Consider the following 17,003-nt stretch of genomic DNA (forward strand, 5'->3'; position numbering starts at 1 on the left):
CAAAAGCGCGAGAGAAGGGTGAGAGATGAGTTACAGAGACGCTACCCGATCCGCCGAGGAACGGGCGGAGCTGCTGCTTAGGCAGATGACGGCGGAAGAGAAGGTCGGCCAGCTGATTCAGCCGTTCGGCTGGCAGGCTTATGAGCATAGAGATGGGAAAATAAAGCTGGCCGACTCGTTCAAGGAGCAGGTCGCGCGCGGGGGAGTCGGCGCTCTGTACGGAACGCTTCGCGCGGATCCGTGGACGGGCGTCACCCTCGACACCGGGCTCTCGCCCGAGGAGGGCGCGGAAGCGGTGAACGAGATTCAGCGTTACGCGATCGAGAATTCCCGCCTGGGCATTCCGCTTCTGATCGGCGAGGAATGCTCGCACGGGCATATGGCGATCGGGGGCACGGTGTTCCCCGTACCGCTCCTGATCGGCAGCTCGTGGAACGCGGAGCTGTACCGGGAGATGTGCCGCGCCGTCGCGATCGAGACCCGCGCCCAAGGAGGCGCCGTCACGTATTCGCCGGTGCTCGACGTCGTGCGCGACCCGAGATGGGGGCGGACGGAGGAATGCTTCGGCGAGGATCCTTATCTGATCGGGCGGATGGCGGTCGCGGCCGTCGAGGGCATGCAGGGAGAGCGGCTGGACTCCGAGGACAGCGTCGCCGTGACGCTGAAGCACTACGTCGGCTACGGCAGCTCGGAAGGCGGCCGCAATGCCGGTCCCGTTCATATGGGCTGGCGGGAGCTGCTCGAGGTCGACCTGCACCCGTTCCGGTTGGCGGTGGAAGCGGGAGCGGCTTCGGTCATGCCGGCTTACAACGAGATCGATGGCGTTCCGTGCACAGTGAACAAGAAGCTGCTGGACGACATCCTCGTCGGCGAGTGGGGCTTCGACGGCATGATCGTCACCGACTGCGGCGCGATCGACATGCTCGCGGCCGGACACGACGTGGCCGAGGACGGCATGGAAGCGGCCGTGCGGTCGCTCGAAGCCGGCATCGACATGGAGATGTCGGGCGTGATGTTCGGCAAGTATTTATTAGGAGCGCTGAAGGCCGGGAAGCTGAACGAGGAGGCGCTCGACAGGGCCGTGCTTCGCGTTCTGAAGCTGAAGTTCCGGCTCGGGCTGTTCGAGAAGCCTTACGCGGACGCGAAGCGCGCCCGGGAAGTCATCGGCAGCGAGGAGCACCGCAAGCTCGCAAGAAGGCTTGCCGCGGAAGGCGCCGTGCTGCTGAAGAACGAAGCGGCCGCGCTCCCTCTCGCGAAGGATAGCTGCGGGCGGATCGCCGTCATCGGGCCGAACGCGGACAACGGCTATAACCAGCTGGGCGATTACACGTCTCCCCAGCCGGCCGGAAGGGTCGCGACGGTGCTGGCGGGCATCCGCGCCAAGTTCGCGGACGAGCCGGACCGCGTGCTTTACGCGCCGGGCTGCCGCATTCGCGGCGACGACCGGGAAGGCTTCCCCGCCGCCCTGGCCGCGGCGGAACAGGCGGACACCGTCGTCATGGTCGTCGGGGGCTCGAGCGCCCGGGATTTCGGCGAAGGGACGATCGACCTGCGCACCGGGGCTTCTCTCGTGACGGGAGATTCCTGGAACGACATGGACTGCGGCGAAGGGATCGACCGCCTGTCGCTTCGCCTGGCGGGCGTGCAGCTGGAGCTGATCCAAGAGGTGCGCAAGCTGGGCAAGAAGCTGATCGTCGTCTACATCAACGGCCGGCCGATCGCGGAGCCGTGGATCGACGAGCACGCGGACGCGATTCTGGAAGCCTGGTACCCGGGGCAGGAAGGCGGCCATGCCGTCGCCGATCTGCTGTTCGGGGACGCGAACCCTTCGGGGCGGCTGAGCCTCTCGATCCCGAAGCGCGTCGGCCAGCTTCCGGTGTATTACAACGGGAAGCGTTCGAGAGGCAAGAGGTACCTGGAGGACGATTCGCGCCCCCGGTACCCGTTCGGCTTCGGGCTGAGCTATACGAGCTACCGCTACGACAATCTGACCGTGTCGCCGGGAATCATCCCGCCGAACGGAGAAGCGACGGTGACGGTGGACGTGACGAACGAAGGCGGGGTCGCGGGAGCCGAAGTCGTGCAGCTGTACGTCTCCGATAAGGCCAGCGCGTACACCCGGCCGGAGCGGGAGCTGAAGGGCTTCCGCAAGGTCGAGCTGGCCCCGGGCGAGACGAGGACCGTCTCGTTCAAGGTCGGCCCCGCCGAGCTGGAATACGTCGGCGAAGGCTACAGGAGAGTCGTCGAGCCGGGGGCGTTCCGGATTCTCGTCGGCGGCAGCTCGGAAGCGACGTTGGCGGCGGAGCTTGCCGTGAAGGAGGAGGGCCGCGCATGAACGGCGTGCTGGAGAGAGTGAACCGCTTCCTGCGCGAGCTGTCGGAGGCGCAGTGGCTGGAACGGCAAGCGGTGCGCGGTTGGACGATCGACCGGAAGACGTACGTCCTGCCGGGCCGATACGAGGAGCTTGGGCGCTATGAGGTACGAGGACTCACCGATGAGGGAGACGTTCGGGAGCTCGGGACCGTCCCGTTCCCCAGCAAGCAAGGGACGACGTACTTCTTCCGGACGAAGCTGGACATTCCCGCGGAATGGGACCCTGCCCGCGGAGCGATCGGGCTGCTGTTCGAATCCGGGGGCGAAGGGCTGCTCCGGGTGAACGGAGCGTCCTGGCAGGGACTGGACCGGAACCATACGTTCGCCGCGCTGGACGCGTCGCAGGTCGGGTTCTCGCCGGAGCTTGAGATCGAGCTGTTCGACCCGATTCCGGAGCCGAACGATCCGCTCAATCGCCAGGCGGTCATCCAGCCGCCGATCTCCGGAGTCCGCAGCGAGCTCGCACAGGCGAACGGCGCGGCGCAGAGCCTGCTGTACGCGGCGACGATCGTCCGCGATTCGGCCGCGCTGCTGCCGGAGACGGACTTCCGCCGCCAGCGGCTGTTCGAGGCGCTCTATCGGGCGATGGACGCGTTCGTCGGCCTGACTCGGGAGGAGATCCGCGAAGGGAGCGTCCTATCGCGGATCGAGGAAAGGCTCGCGGCGGACGTCGGGGCCGTCGGCGGCAACGCGGAAGGCACGATCCGCATGGTCGGCCAATCCCATATCGACATCGCGTGGCTGTGGCCGGTTCGCGAGACGGTGCGCAAGACGAGCCGGACGTTCTCGACCGTCGACGCGCTGATGCGCGAGTACCCGGACTTCAAATACGCGCAGAGCCAGCCGATTCTCTTCGAGTTCCTGAAGAACAACGATCCCGAGCTGTACGGCCGGGTGAAGGCGAGAATCGCCGAAGGCCGGTGGGAGCTGGTCGGCGGCATGTGGGTGGAGCCCGACCTGAACATTCCGAGCGGGGAGTCGCTCATGCGCCAGATGCTGTACGGCCAGCGGTTCTACCGAGAGGAGTTCGGGCTCGTCTCCCGGATCGAATGGCTGCCCGACACGTTCGGCTACTGCGCGTCGCTGCCCCAGATTCTGAAGCACGGCGGCATCTCCTGCTTCATGACGACGAAGCTGGGCTGGAACGACACGAACGTCTTCCCGTACGACCTGTTCCACTGGGTCGGCATCGACGGCACGCCGATTCTGTCCTATCTGAACCACGGCGTCAACGAGCATACGCTGCCGAAGGATGTCCACGACCATTGGCAGTCGTACCGCCAGAAGTCGGTCCATCCCGAGCAGATGCTGCTCTACGGCCACGGCGACGGAGGCGGCGGGGTGACGCGCGAGATGCTCGAATCCATCGGCCGTTCCGAGCTGATGGTCGGCCAGCCGGCGAGCCGGTACGGCACCGCCGCCGACTTCTTCGCCGGCGTCGAGGGCAGCCGCGACAAGCTGCCTTCCTGGCACGGCGACCTGTACCTGGAGCTGCATCGCGGCACGTACACGACGCACGGGCGGAACAAGCGCAGCAACCGGAAGGCGGAGCTGCTGTATCGCGAAGCCGAGCTGTGGCTGTCGCTGGCTCTTCCGGATCTAAGCGCGGAGAGCGAACGGGAGCTGCGCGGACGGCTCCATGAAGGCTGGAAGCTTATTCTGCTGAACCAGTTCCACGACATCATCCCGGGCTCCGCGATCTCTGAAGCCTACCGCACGTCGGAGAAGGAGTACGGGGAGATCGAAGAGCATGGGCGCGCGAGCCTGAACGCCGTGCTGCCTCTGCTCGCCGAGCGGATCGACGCGTCGGCCGCCGAGGGCGCGCCTTACGTCGTCTTTAACGGCTTGGGCTGGAAGCGGGACGTGCTGGCGGAGCTTGAGGGCGCTGCCGGGGTCGTCGGGGAAGGCGCCGTCGCCGCGTTCGATTCGGAAGGCCGCCGGCTGCCCTGCGACGCGACGGAGGAAGGCGGGCTCGCGGTGCTCGTTCCCGGCGTGCCGGCCTTCGGCTACCGGACGATCTGGCTTCGCGGCGAGGACGGAGCGGCAGCAAGCGGGGCAGCGGCTGCGGGAACGGGAGCGGCGAGATCGGCGGGCGTGGAAGGCATGGCGGGCTTGAAGGGTTCGGCGGACTTGAAAGACTCGGCGAGCTCGAACGGCTCGGCGGGCCCGGCGAGATCGGCGGGCGATTCGGGGAACGGCGCGGGGCTGCCCGCGGCTGGAGACGAAGAGCTGCCGGGCGCCGGACAGCCTCTCGGCGACCGCTGGGAGACGCCGGCGTACTCCGCGCGCTTCAACGGGCGGGGCGAGATCGTCAGCCTCTTCGACAAGGAAGCGAACCGCGAGATCGTGAAGCCCGGAGAAGCGGCGAACCGCTTCCACTTCTACTACGACCGTCCGACGCTGTGGGACGCCTGGGACATCGACGACCGCTACGAGTCGCAGCGGGCCGGGGAGGCCGAGCTGCTCGAGAAGGGAGTCGTTTTGCGAGGCGAGACGATGGACGTCCTGCGGTTCCGCTGGCGGCTTCACCGCTCGGAGATCCGCCAGGACATTCTTTTCTACAAGCACGACAAGAGAATCGACTTCCGGACGAGCGTCTCCTGGAACGAAGACAACAAGCTGCTCAAGGTCGGCTTCCCGATCGACGTCGTCGCGAGCAAGGCGACCTTCGAGATTCCGTTCGGGGCGCTGGAGCGTCCCACCCATCGGAACACCAGTTGGGAGCAGGCGCAGTTCGAGGTATGCGGCCACCGGTTCGCGGACGTCTCCGAATACGGCTACGGCGTCAGCCTCCTGAACGACTGCAAGTACGGCTATGACGTTCAAGGAACGACGCTTCGCCTGTCGCTGCTGCGGGCGCCGAAGTGGCCGGACGATACGGCCGATCTCGGCGAGCATCGCTTCACCTATTCGCTGTATCCTCACGAAGGGGATTGGCGAGCGGCCCGTACGGTTCGCCGGGCGGCCGAGCTCAACGCGGACGCGATCGCGCGGAAGGCGCTGCCGGGCCGGGGCGAGCTGCCGGCGGACGGGGTCCTGCTGCCGTTCGAGAGCGAGCACGTCGTGCTCGACACGGTCAAGCCGGCCGAAGACGGGGACGGAATCGTGCTTCGCCTGTACGAATCGTCCGGAGGCCGGGGCCGCGCCGCCCTGACTTGGCCGAGGCCGTTCGAGGGGGCGTTCGTCTCGAATGCCCTGGAGGAGGAGCTGGAGCCGCTGTCCCCGGAGGGCGGCCGCATCGAGCTGGTTTTCGCCCCGTTCGAGATTAAGACCGTTAAAATCAAAGGGCGTTAAACGCCGTTGTTATAAAATATCGCAAGGCCGACTGGGCGACGGAGCCGGCGGCGACGGAGCGGGAGGAGCGGGAAGCGCCGATTCCCTCCCTCGGCCGCGGAGCTCCTTCCGCCGGGCCTGTTCTAAGGTGGAGATCCTTCAAAAATGGAACAATTCAGATTGCCCCAGATCGAGATGCCGAAGCTCGCGCTGCCGAAGGCCGTGCAGGACGTGCTGGCCGAAGCCGAGACGAAGCTCGCGCATCGCCCGAAGCTGCTTAAGCTGTTCAAGAACTGCTTCCCGAACACGCTCGAGACGACGACGAAGCGGCTGGACGACGGCACGACGTTCGTCATCACCGGCGACATCCCGGCGATGTGGCTGCGGGATTCGGTCGAACAGGTCGTCCACTACGTGCCGCTGGCCAAGGAAGATCCCGAGCTGCGGAGCCTCATCGCCGGCTTGATCCGCCGCCACGTCGCCTGCATCCTTCTCGATCCGTATGCCAACGCGTTCAACGAATCGGCGAGCGACTGGCACTGGAACACGACCGACGTCACCGAGATGTCGCCGTGGGTGTGGGAGCGCAAGTTCGAGATCGACTCCCTCTGCTTCTCCATGCGTCTCGCGTACCTGTACTGGAAGGAGACGGGCCGCGCGGACGTGTTCGACGCCGACTTCAAGCTGGCGATGCGGGCGATCGTCGACCTGTTCAAGACCGAGCAGCGCCACTTCGAGCGGTCTCCGTACCGCTTCACGCGCAACAACGGCATCCCGACCGACTCCCTGCGGGGCGGCGGGCTCGGCATGCCGGTCAACTACACGGGCATGGTCTGGTCCGGCTTCCGCTCGAGCGACGACGCCTGCGACTTCCACTACAACGTCCCGGGCAACATGTTCGCGGTCGTCGCTCTGCGGCACATGCAGGAGTTCGCCGAGTGGGTGTTCCGCGACATGGCGCTGCTGGCGGAGCTCAAGGAGCTGGAGCAGGAGATCGACCACGGCATCAAGCTGTACGGCATCTACCGGCATCCGGAGTTCGGCCCGATCTACGCGTACGAGACGGACGGCTACGGCAACTACTGCCTCATGGACGACGCGGGCACGCCGGGGCTTATGTCCATTCCGTATTTCGGCTACGTGACGGCGGACGACCCGATCTACAAGAACACGCGCCGGTTCGCCCTGAGCCGGGAGAATCCGTTCTACTACGAAGGCAAGGCCGCGAAGGGGATCGGAAGCCCGCACACCCCGCCGGACTACATCTGGCACATGGCGCTGTCCATGCAGGGGCTGACGGCGGCGACCGCCGAGGAGAAGCTGGAGATGATCGCGATGCTGGAGGCGACGGACGCGGACACCGGGTTCATGCACGAGGGCTTCCACGCCGACGATCCGAACCAGTTCACGCGCAAGTGGTTCGCCTGGTCGAACAGCCTGTTCTCGCAGCTGGTTTACAAGGCCATGAAGGACGGGTTGCTCGATGGATAAAAAAATCGTTTTCTACGACCCCGCCTTCCCCGGGGCTCCCGTTCTGAGCGCGTCCGAGGCCGAACAATTGAAGGAGCTGGGCTGGGTGGTCGGCGCGGCCGAGCTGGGGGAGACTCTGGCCGGGCTCGTCGGGGGCTGCTTCGTCTCCCTGCACGCCCCTTACTTCCCCGTCGCCGCTTGGGAAGACATCCTCGCTTACCTGAAGCGGGGAGGGGGGCTGATCAGCGCGGGAGGCGCCCCGTTCCGCAAGCCGGTTCGCCTCGAGGGAGGCGAGTGGCGCGTCGAGGCGGAGCAGACCGCCTATCACCGCAAACTGCGCATCCACGAGATGCTGCGAGTCGGCTCCGAGCGGATCGTAACCCTCAAGTCGTCGGCGGATATTCCGCTGCTTCAGGGGAGCGAAGGGCTGTTCGAAGCGGCGGATACGTGGAACCTGGTGCCGCACGTGACGAAGTCGAGCGATCTGCCGCACCAGATGGGCTCGGCGGGACCGATGGACGCGCATATCCACGCGCTTCTGAAGGGCGTAACGGCGGACGGCCGCGAGGTCTCCGCCCCCGTCGTCCTGTGGGAGAACACGAAGGGCGACTTCGCCGGCGGGCGCTGGCTGTTCGCGAACCAGCCGCTGGGCGAAGGCTTCGCCGCCCGAGGCGGGCTTAAGGCGCTCGGGAAGTGGATGGCCTTCTGCGCGGCGGGAGTGACCGAGCTGTGGCTGAAGCCGAGCTACGCTACGTATGAGCTGAACGAGCGCCCGATGCTGACGCTGCAGGCGCAAGGGCTCGGCCGCGGCGAAGCGGGAGCCGCCCGGAGATGGACGTTCGACCTCTGCGTCGGACGCGAGGACGGCACGGGCGATCCGGTCCGCTTCCCCTTCGAGGAGACGGTGACGGGCGAATTGAAGCTGTGGCGCATCCCGGTCTGGCAGGACCTGCGAAGCGGCTATTACCGCGTCGTCTGCCGCGCCGAGTCGGAGGACGGCGAAGTGCGGATTCTCCGCCAAGGCTTCTGGGGAGCGGACGCGGCTCTGCTCGCCGAAGGAACGCCGATCCGGGCGGGCCGCGACTACTTCGAGAAGGACGGCCGCCCGCTGCCCATCGTCGGGATGACATATATGACGTCCGACGTGGCCCGCAAGTTTCTTTTCCTCCCGAACGTCTCGGTCTGGGACCGCGACATGGCGCAGATGCGCCGGGCGGGCATCAACTGGATTCGCACGGGCATCTGGACGGCGTACCGCAACGTCATGCAGGTGGACGGCCATGCGTCGGAGGAGGCGCTGCGCTCGATCGATGCGTTCCTGCTGACGGCGAAGAGGCACGGGCTGCAGGTGACGTTCACGTTCTTCTCGTTCACGCCGGAGCCGTGGGAGGGGCGCAACCCCTATCTCGATCCGCGAAGCGTGGAAGCGCAGAAGAGATTCGTCCGCTCGATCGTGAGCCGCCATCGCGACACGAAGCACGTCGATTGGGACCTCATCAACGAGCCTTCGATGTTCGATCCGGAGCGGATCTTCTCCAATGGCCCCCGTTCCTCCCGCGACCCGTTCGAGCAGGCCGCCTTCTCGGAATGGCTGGAGAAGCGCCATGGGCGGATCGAAGTTCTGCGCGAGCGCTGGAGCATGACGCCGGGCGAGCTGCCGGACTTCGCGTCGGCGGCCGTCCCGGAGCCGGAGGAGATCAACTTCGACGTGCAGGATATGCATCAGGGCAAGAAAGGCACTCGCTGGCTGGATTACGTGCTTTTCTCGATGGAGATGCATAATCGCTGGGCCAGGCAGCTGGTCGCCGCGATCAAGGACGTCTGTCCGGACCATCTCGTCACGGTCGGCCAGGACGAGGCCTTGGGCGCGCAGCGGCCGTCTCCGTTCTTCTACGGCGAGGCGGCCGACTACACGACGGTCCATTCGTGGTGGCTGAACGACCAGCTGCTGTGGGACGGCGTCTTCGCCAAGACGGCGGACAAGCCGAACGTCGTGCAGGAGACCGGCATCATGTACGTGGAGACGCCGGAAGGGCTCGCCAAGCGCACCGAGCGGGAGCTGAAGGCGATGCTGGAGCGCAAGTACGCCTACGCCTTCGCGGCGGGGGGAGCGGGCGCGATCCACTGGATCTGGAACACGAACTTCTACATGGACAACGCGAACGAATCGCATATCGGCGCGCTGCGAGCGGACGGCACGGAGAAGCCGGAGGCGGACGTGTCGTACGACTTCGGCGCGTTCATGGAGAAGGCGCGCGACCTGTTCCGGGAGCGAGAGCTGGAGGACGTCGCGGTCGTGTTCCCGTATTCGAACGATTTCTCGAACCGGAAGCTGGCGTTCGACGCCACGACGAAGCTGACGCGCGTGCTCGGGTACGAGCTGAAGGTGCCCTTCCGCGGGGTGTCGGAGTACGATCTGAAGCCGCTGGAGGAGCATCCGGCGAAGCTGATTATGCTGCCGTCCCCGCACAACGTGGACGACGAGGCGTTCGCCGAGCTGCTCGCAATCGTCGACCGGACGGGGGCGACGCTGCTCGTGACCGGGCCGGCGGGGCTCGACGCCTACTGGCGGCACACGGACCGGCTCGCGGACGCTCTCGGCAAGCGGACGATCGGCAACGTCGTTCGCGAGGAGCGGCTCGCCGTCGGCGGGCGGAGCTACGCCGTCAGCTTCGGGAGCCGGCGCATCGCCGAGGTCGCGAAGGAAGTTCCGGCTGCTGCGGCAGCCGGAGGTTCGCGGCGCGGCGCCGATGCCGTCGTCGACGTGCCGTACGGCGGCGGCCGGCTGATCTGGTGCCCGCTGCCGGTGGAATTGAACGAGCGGAGCGAGCCGATCGCCGCGCTGTATACGTACGCGCTGGAGGCGGCGGGCTGCGGGTCCGAGCTCGAATGGCTGGAAGGCGGAGATTTGCCGGGCGTGTACGGACGGCGGCTTCGGTTCGCCGAGGGGTCTTTGTTCGTTTTCGTATCGGAATACGCCTTCGACGCGCCGATCCGGGTGAAGGATCCCGCCAGCGGCGCGATCTATTCGTTCCTGCTGGAGAGAGAACGCTCGGTGCTGTTCGCCGCGGATCCGGAGGGTCGGCTGTCCGCCGTCTACCGCCCGGAAGAGACGGACGTGGATGCGGAGGCCGCCGGCTGAACCTGAACCGGAGAATTGGACGGAGACGGAATCGAAGCATAACCGGAGCTTAAAGAGAGGAGACCGGAAGGATGGAGAGAAGAACCGCCCATATCATCTCGCACACCCATTGGGACCGCGAATGGTATTTGCCATACGAGAAGCACCACGTCAGACTGATCCGCCTTATGGACACGTTGATGGACACGCTGGAGCGGGACGAGGAGTACCGCAGCTTCTTCCTCGACGGCCAGACGATCATTCTAGAGGATTACCTCCAGGTGCGCCCCGACCGCCGGGAGCGGCTGGAGAAGTGGATCCGGGAAGGGCGCATTCATATCGGGCCTTGGTACATTCTGCAGGACGCGTTCCTGACGAGCGGGGAGGCGAACCTGCGCAACCTGCTCATCGGGCACCGCGATGCCGCCCGGTACGGAACCGTGTCGAAGGTCGGCTACTTCCCGGACACGTTCGGCAACATCGGCCAGGCTCCGCAGATTCTGAAGCAGGCCGGCATCGACAACGCCGTGTTCGGCCGCGGCGTCAAGCCAACCGGGTTCAACAACACGGTCGCCGATTCCGAATACGAGTCCTCGTTCTCGGAGCTGATCTGGGAAGGGCCGGACGGGTCGCGGGTGCTCGGCATTCTGTTCGCCAACTGGTACTCGAACGGCAACGAAGTGCCCGCGGACGAAGCGGAAGCGAAGGCGTACTGGGACCGCAAACTGGCGGACGCCGAGAAGTACGCGTCGACGAGCCAGCTGCTCTACATGAACGGCTGCGACCATCAGCCGATTCAGACCGACCTGCCGGAGGCGATGCGGGTGGCCCGCAAGCTGTACCCGGACACGGACTTCGTTCACTCGAACTTCGCCGACTATCTGGACGCCGTGAAGCGTTCGCTCAGCCGAAGCCTGTCCGTCGTGAAGGGCGAGCTGCGCAGCCAGCGCACCGACGGATGGTCGACGCTCGTGAACACCGCCTCCGCGCGGGTGTACCTGAAGCAGATGAACCAGCGCGGGCAGACGCTGCTCGAGAAGGTGGCGGAGCCGCTGGCGGCGATCGCGCACGGAGTCGGCGAGAGCTACCCGCACCATCTGCTGACGTACGCGTGGAAGACGCTTATGCAGAACCATCCGCACGACAGCATCTGCGGGTGCAGCGTCGACGAGGTTCATCGCGAGATGGTGACCCGGTTCGAGAAAAGCAAACACGTAGCCGAGTCGGTCATCGACGACAGCAAGCGGGCGGCGGCGGACGCGGTCGACACGTCCGCGTTCGAGCGCTTCGGCGCGGAAGCCTTGCCGCTCGTCGTGTTCAACACGACCGGATGGGAGCGCTCCGGCACGGTCGAGATCGAGCTGGACGTCGAGCGGATTTACTACCGCGACGGGCTGCCGCCGGAAGAGATGACCCGGCGGATGAAGGATCTCGACCTCGGCGGCCGGACGCTCGTCGACGCGGAAGGGAACGCCGTCGCCTGCAAGGTCGAGGACCTCGGCCTGCAGTTCGGCTACGACTTGCCGGACGACAAGTTCCGGCAGGCGTACTGGACGCGCCGCGCGAAGCTGACGTTCGAAGCGACGGGCGTTCCGGCGCTCGGCTGGAAGGCTTACGCCTGGGCGAAGGCGGAAGCTCCGGCCGCATCCGGCCCGGCGCCGTCGCTCGTCAAGGGGGCGCGCACGCTCGAGAATGAACGGCTGCGCGTCGAAGTGGCCGACGACGGCACGCTCGCGGTGACCGACAAGGCGACCGGCCGCACGTTCCGCGATCTGCTGATCTACGAGGACACGGGCGATATCGGCAACGAATATATGTACAAGCAGCCGAACGGCGAGACGCCGCTGACGACCCGCGGGCTCGCGGCGGAGATTCGCGTCGTCGAGGACGAGCCGTACCGCGCCGCGATCGAGATCGTTCACCGCTGGGCCGTTCCGGCTTCGGCCGATCAGATGTTCGAGATCGAGAAGCAAGAAGCGGTCTACTTCCCGGAACGGAAGGCGCAGCGGGTGCGGGAGACCGTCCCGCTGACGATCCGCACGGTCGTCAGCCTGGAGCGCGGGGGCCGAGGCGTCGGCGTCCGGGCCGAGTTCGACAACCGGGCGAAGGACCATCGGCTGCGGGCGTTGTTCCCGACCGACCTGAAGACTTCCGTCCATCGCGCGGACTCCATCTTCGAGGTCGCCGTGCGCGACAACGAGCCGGCCGCCGAATGGAAGAACCCGAGCAACGCCCAGCACCAGCAGGCGTTCGTCGACGTCGCCGACTCGGCTTATGGCCTGGCGATCGCGAACCGCGGCTTGAACGAGTACGAGGTGCTGCGCGATGGGCGCAACACGATCGCCGTCACGCTGCTCCGCTCGGTCGCCGAGCTGGGCGACTGGGGCGTCTTCCCGACGCCGGAAGCGCAGTGCCTCGGCGAGCAGAGCGTCGAGCTCGAGATCGTGCCGCACCGCGGGGACGGCGCCGTCGACGGCGCTTACGCGGAGGCGTACCGGTTCCAGGTGCCGTGGACGGTCGCGCAGACCGGCGTGCACGGGGGCAAGCTCGCGCCCGTCGGCGCCGCCTTCGAGTGGGAAGGCGAAGGCTTGGCATTCTCCTCGCTCAAGATCGGCGAGGAAGACGGCAGCGCGATGCTGCGCTGGTACAACCTGCGTCCGCAGGCGTCGAAGCTTCGGCTCGGGGGGCTGGAATCGTACCAGCCGTTCTACCGGAGCGACGTGCTGGAACGCAACGTCGACGGCGGCGCCATGGGCGCGGACGCGGACGGCTCGCTGAGCCTGCCCGTCGGCCCGTGCGAGATTCTGACGCTCGGCGTCGTCGCTATGAAATAAGGCGCAAGCCTGCGATCGAAAAATCCCAAGGTCCCGAGGGTCCTTGGGATTTTTCTATGCGTCTCGGGCAGGCTTCTAACTAACGATTCATCCGCTGCATCCCCATACTCGCACATATCCCGCACTCCAACTAATGTTTCATCCGTTGCAAAGCCTCGAAGCAGCCGCGCGAACGCTCTAATTAACGATTTATCCGCTGCATCGCCGTATCCCCGCACATGACGCGTTCGAACTCTCGGCGGCTAACGAACCCCAGAAGCGCTATTTGGCCAGAAAAGCGGGATTTTCCGTTCTAACGAACTCCAGCGACGCTATTTCGTTCCGAACCCCCTCTTTTTGCCCGATGGACCCCAAATAGCGTCGCGTGGATTCGTTAGAGTTCGAGAATGGGCTGTTTTGAGCGAAATAGCGTCTCCTGGATTCGTTACAGCTCCCGCCGGAGGTCAGGGTTGAAGTCCCGACGGAATGCAAGGACGCCGTTAGTTTGTTTTTTCTCTGAACGCCTCCTTCAAGACTGGCTCCGCCTTCTCCTTCATTTGGGCGACCGCTTCCTCCCAGGTCTGGCGCTCCTCCAGAACCGAATTCAGTCCTTCATCGAGCAAGCGCATTAAGGCCGCTTGCGCTTCCGGATTGAGTTCGGAGAGCGGGCGCAGATCCGGGTTCGCGTCCAAGGCGTAGAAGGCTTCGTACCGCTCTTCACGCTCGTATTGATAAGGGGTGCGGGCGACAAGCGCGCTGCCGGATCGAGACTCGCGACGGGCCCGTTCGTCTCCCGCCGCGAACTTGATGAATTCCCAAGCGGCGTCCTTCGCCCGCGAAGCGGAGTGAATGCTGAAGATGACGTTCAGGCTCTGCCCGAAGGCGACGTTCCGATCCTGGGAACTGACGGGCGCGGCGACAATGGAATAGGTGAACGGGACGGAGATCACGCCCGAAGACAGAAGAGCAAGCAGCGATTCGTCCTGAACGGCCATCGCGCTTCGGCCTGCCGCGAAGAGATGGCTGCGGAGCATCTCGTCGGGCGTACGTCCGACCGGCTCGCCCGAGATACGGACCGTCCCCGATTTGAAAGCTCTAAGCATCAAATCAGCCGTCTCCCCCCACTTCGGCGAGTCGAACAGGAGCGCCTGCCCGACGGGATCGATAAGCGTCAGCCCTTCGGACTGCCCGATATCGGTCAGCAAGGAACCCAAGGAGGAAGACGAGGGCAATGTCAACCCGTAGATATCGTCGTCATCGTCTCCTTGGACGGGGAACCGTTCGGCGAGGCGAAGCACTTCCGGCCAGGTCATCCGGTCTGCCGGAGGAGCGACCCCCTTTTCCTTAAATAAATCTTCGTTATAATACAGAGCCCTCGCGGAAAAAACGGGAGCAAGCCCGTAAAGTTCGCCCGCGCCGTACCCTCTCAGAAGGCGAAGCACGGAGGGGGCTACGTTGGCTAGATCGTACCGGTCCCGCCGAATAAGCGGCTCGAGGCTCGCGATCGTCCCGTCGGCGGCCCGTCGTTCGTAGTCGGACAACCCGGACAGAACGATATCCGGCCAATCGTCCGGTTCGGAAGAGATCGGCACTACCCGGAATTCCACGTTCGGATACTTGGCTCTGAAGGCGCGTCCGTAATCGGCTTCGAAGCTGCGCTCGTCTCCGTACATGACGCTCAACTCGGCACGGCTCTTCTCTCCGAACGGCTTCTCTTCCTGGCATCCCGTTGCAACGAAGTTGAAGAGCAGGAGGCTGGCGACAATCGCATGCCCGGAACGCCGTCTCATGAGCCGCCCTCCTTGTTCGCGAAATCCCGGAGCATGGCGCCGCCTTCCAATACCGCTTCGTCTAGCGCCTCTTCCACGCTCACCTCCCCAAGGACTGCGTGCTTCAGCTTCCCGTCGATAATCTTGGCGAACGAGCTGTAAACCCGGGGGTCCACGCCCATGTAGGGGTCGGCTTGGGAATCGGCTCGGAAGGAGTAGAAGGGCTCCAGGCTTTTGCCCGGGACGAGTTCCTTCTGATGCGAAGTCCGGGACAGCAATTGGTTGCTTGACCGGGATTTGAGCTTGGCGTGAGCGTCGCCGCCCAGGTAGCCGATGAACGCCCACGCCGCTTCCTTCTTGCCCGAATCCGCATAGAGACATAGGACGCCCCCAAGTTCGGCTGTCGATCCGACGTCAGGCCGGGCCGGGTCGACCGGCATGGCCACGATTCCGTAATCGACCGGGTTGACGCCTTCAAGCGGGAACAAGGAGCGATCGATTAACTGCAACGTCGCGAAGCCTCCGATCGTCATCGCGCTTCGGCCGGAGGCGAATTCGTTCTTCTTGACGGCATCGTCCGGAGCGAGCATCGCCCGACTGTCGTCGATAGCCAATGTCCCTGACCGGTAAGCGTCGATGACGAGGTTTGCCGCCGCCTGCCACGGTTCGGAATTGATGAGCGGCTGGGTGCTTTCGGGCGCCGTCGCCCGAAGCCCTTTCGTTTTGCCCACTTGAAGGAACAGCGTGCCTAGAGATGTCAAGGGCCGAGACGTGCCGTCGAAGCTGAGACCGGAGACCCCGGCATCCGAGGGGAACCGCTGGGCGAGCTGGAAGAGCTGCTCCCATGAGATTCCGTCCCGGGGAGGATCGATACCGAACTGACTGAAGAGGGCGGCGTTGTAGAACAATGCAAGACTGTTGAAATAAGGCGCGAGTCCGTAGAGTGTCTCCCCGTCCGTCGCGCGAAGCAGGTCGAGGACGGGAGCCGAGAAGGTCGACAAATCGTATTCGTCGCGCTTGACGAAGGGACTCAGATCGGCGAGCAATCCGCTGCGGGAGAGCTCCGGGTAGTTGTATCGTTGGGCGATAACGATATCCGGACTCTCGGCCTTGATGAATTCCTCGGTCGTCTGACCGGAAGCCATGTCCTGGAAGCTGACGAATTCGAACTCGACGTTCGGATATTCTTGGTTGAAATCGTCTCCGTACGTGCTGTAGAAGCTTCGTTCGTCTCCGTCGCCGAGCACCTTCAGCGTGGCGTGCTCAGACTTGTCGAAGAGCTCCTTCTTGCTCTCCGTGCAGCCCGAGGCGAGCGACGCGGCGAGTATCAGCGCCGTAATGGCGGGTATCAAGCGTCGTAGCATCGGCAATCTCCTCTCCGAAAGAATAAGGCGAAGTTAATCGAACGTTAATCGGTCGTTTATTTCAAGGCTACCCGGCGGCTTATATACTACAAATAATCAAATTTAAGGAGGTGAGACGAATGGCATGTCCGAGCGGATGGATCAATGAAGGCGGTTGCACCGCTACGTACACCTGCGGTCAAGCTTGCGAAGGCTGGAGCAATCAGGCATTGTACCTGAACATCTGGGACAAATGCAGACCTCCGGTATCCGGGGCGCCGTCTTATTGCTACTGGAACAACAGCATCTGGCAAGACTGCGATTGCTAATTCGGGCCGGGCCAACGATCTGCAAGGCGGAGTCGATCAGATCCGCCTTGCAGATCGTTCTGCCTTGCGATCAAGGTGCGGTCCGGCGAGACCATTCCTTCAGGTACATGAAAGGCTCTCTGCTTCTCTCGCGGATGACGCCGCCCTGGACGACGAAGATTCGAGGGCCCGTAGAGCCGATCTTCCGGCAGCTCTCACATTGCTCTCCCGACTGGACGGCATGATTCGGCCAGATTGCCTGCTTAGCTTGTGCGAGCCAGGGAGGAGCTAGAAGACAGACATGCAGCCGGGGGAGCGAATCGTCTTGAAGGAGCTTATCCAGAAGAGCGAATTCCTTCGAATCCATTCGAAGAGTGAGGAGCAGTCGATGGCCGCTCTTCAGCGGCTCAGCGAACCTTAAGTCCTCCCACAACTGTTCGACTAGCCGATTCTCCCGGAGGCGGATTAGGCGGACGAACCTCGCTATCCCTCCCGCCACAGCCAAGACGGCAAGAGCGGCCAGGACGATCAAC

The 17,003-nt window shown here is 64.6% G+C and carries 7 protein-coding genes; 5 read left to right on the plus strand and 2 right to left on the minus strand.

The features are described 5' to 3' along the window. Nucleotides 1-25 precede the first annotated feature (25 nt). The 5 genes from H7B90_RS22730 (at nucleotide 26) to H7B90_RS22750 (ending at nucleotide 13,071) form a co-directional block, all read left to right on the plus strand. Complete coding sequence (locus tag H7B90_RS22730; RefSeq protein ID WP_185138188.1) at nucleotides 26-2,335, plus strand: glycoside hydrolase family 3 N-terminal domain-containing protein; 2,310 nt, start codon at nucleotides 26-28, stop codon at nucleotides 2,333-2,335. An 8-nt stretch (nucleotides 2,336-2,343) separates the two neighbouring features. Next, on the plus strand, nucleotides 2,344-5,667 hold the full coding sequence (locus H7B90_RS22735) for an alpha-mannosidase (RefSeq protein WP_185138219.1): 3,324 nt from the start codon (nucleotides 2,344-2,346) through the stop codon (nucleotides 5,665-5,667). 144 nt (nucleotides 5,668-5,811) lie between these two features. Next, nucleotides 5,812-7,137 (plus strand): glycoside hydrolase family 125 protein, encoded by a 1,326-nt coding sequence (locus H7B90_RS22740; protein WP_185138189.1) that lies wholly within the window; start codon nucleotides 5,812-5,814, stop codon nucleotides 7,135-7,137. After that, nucleotides 7,130-10,258 carry an alpha-amylase family protein gene (locus tag H7B90_RS22745; RefSeq protein WP_185138190.1) on the plus strand — a complete coding sequence of 1,043 codons (3,129 nt, stop codon included), beginning with the start codon at nucleotides 7,130-7,132 and terminating at the stop codon, nucleotides 10,256-10,258. The genes H7B90_RS22740 and H7B90_RS22745 overlap by 8 nt, the downstream gene beginning before the upstream one ends. A gap of 71 nt (nucleotides 10,259-10,329) precedes the next feature. Continuing rightward, nucleotides 10,330-13,071 (plus strand): alpha-mannosidase, encoded by a 2,742-nt coding sequence (locus H7B90_RS22750; protein WP_185138191.1) that lies wholly within the window; start codon nucleotides 10,330-10,332, stop codon nucleotides 13,069-13,071. A gap of 479 nt (nucleotides 13,072-13,550) precedes the next feature. Here the strand turns inward: H7B90_RS22750 and H7B90_RS22755 are convergent, their stop codons facing one another. Beyond that, nucleotides 13,551-14,840, minus strand: a complete 1,290-nt coding sequence (locus H7B90_RS22755; RefSeq protein ID WP_185138192.1) for an ABC transporter substrate-binding protein — start codon at nucleotides 14,838-14,840, stop codon at nucleotides 13,551-13,553. Beyond that, nucleotides 14,837-16,183 carry an ABC transporter substrate-binding protein gene (locus tag H7B90_RS22760; RefSeq protein ID WP_185138193.1) on the minus strand — a complete coding sequence of 449 codons (1,347 nt, stop codon included), beginning with the start codon at nucleotides 16,181-16,183 and terminating at the stop codon, nucleotides 14,837-14,839. Before H7B90_RS22760 ends, H7B90_RS22755 begins: the two co-directional genes overlap by 4 nt. Nucleotides 16,184-17,003: the final 820 nt, after the last annotated feature.

It is taken from the genome of Cohnella xylanilytica, assembly GCF_014212175.1.
GTDB lineage: Bacteria > Bacillota > Bacilli > Paenibacillales > Paenibacillaceae > Cohnella > Cohnella xylanilytica.

Coding starts and splice junctions, on each gene's coding strand:
- H7B90_RS22730 (WP_185138188.1), top strand. CDS start 26: ATGAGTTACAGAGACGCTACCCGATCCGCCGAGGAACGGGCGGAGCTG.
- H7B90_RS22740 (WP_185138189.1), top strand. CDS start 5,812: ATGGAACAATTCAGATTGCCCCAGATCGAGATGCCGAAGCTCGCGCTG.
- H7B90_RS22745 (WP_185138190.1), top strand. CDS start 7,130: ATGGATAAAAAAATCGTTTTCTACGACCCCGCCTTCCCCGGGGCTCCC.
- H7B90_RS22750 (WP_185138191.1), top strand. CDS start 10,330: ATGGAGAGAAGAACCGCCCATATCATCTCGCACACCCATTGGGACCGC.
- H7B90_RS22755 (WP_185138192.1), bottom strand. CDS start 14,840: ATGAGACGGCGTTCCGGGCATGCGATTGTCGCCAGCCTCCTGCTCTTC.
- H7B90_RS22760 (WP_185138193.1), bottom strand. CDS start 16,183: ATGCTACGACGCTTGATACCCGCCATTACGGCGCTGATACTCGCCGCG.